This window comes from Ruminococcus sp. AM42-11, from assembly GCF_003480145.1.
Classification (GTDB): domain Bacteria; phylum Bacillota; class Clostridia; order Lachnospirales; family Lachnospiraceae; genus Blautia_A; species Blautia_A faecis.
This window is the reverse complement of sequence record NZ_QUIO01000103.1, coordinates 1-603: the sequence shown is the minus strand read 5'-3', so window position 1 is coordinate 603 and position 603 is coordinate 1. Positions and strand designations below refer to the sequence as shown.

At 46.6% G+C, this 603-nt stretch carries 2 tRNA genes and 2 rRNA genes; all 4 read right to left on the bottom strand.

The features are described from left to right. Positions 1-158: 158 nt before the first annotated feature. Positions 159-232, bottom strand: a tRNA-Ile gene (locus DW904_RS22580). A 23-nt stretch (positions 233-255) separates the two neighbouring features. Continuing rightward, a tRNA-Ala gene (locus DW904_RS22575) sits at positions 256-328 on the bottom strand. A gap of 3 nt (positions 329-331) precedes the next feature. After that, positions 332-449, bottom strand: a 5S ribosomal RNA gene (rrf, locus tag DW904_RS22570). Between the two features lie 68 nt (positions 450-517). Next, positions 518-603: ribosomal RNA gene (locus DW904_RS22565) — 16S ribosomal RNA — on the bottom strand; the annotation flags it as partial.

Below are 603 nucleotides of genomic sequence, written 5' to 3'. Positions count from 1 at the left end.
GCTCTCACAGACTAAATCGATGTCTTCCTATCTTACGTTTTAACGTTTGTATCAAGGATATTTGATTAAACTTTAATCAAATTTACATGTATGCAGTTTTCAAGGTACAATCAAAGGCTTAATCACTTAACCTCACGGCTAATAAAGATTTAAGCCTATGGGCTTAAGTGGACTCGAACCACCGACCTCACGCTTATCAGGCGTGCGCTCTAACCAGCTGAGCTATAAGCCCATTTTGAAATCTTACGATTCCAGTGGAGATGAAGAGATTCGAACTCTCGACCCCCTGCTTGCAAGGCAGGTGCTCTCCCAACTGAGCTACATCCCCATAATCTGGCGCCCACCTGCTCTCCCACATCGTCTCCAATGCAGTACCATCGGCCGCTTAGGTCTTAACCGTCGTGTTCGGGATGGGAACGGGTGTTTCCCCTAAGCGCATCGACACCGGAAATATTTAATTGTCTTTCCTTGATAACTCAACAGTAAAACACATTTTTCTTCTCTACTTCTTCCTTAGAAAGGAGGTGATCCAGCCGCACCTTCCGATACGGCTACCTTGTTACGACTTCACCCCAGTCATCGGTCCCGCCTTCGGCAGCTCCT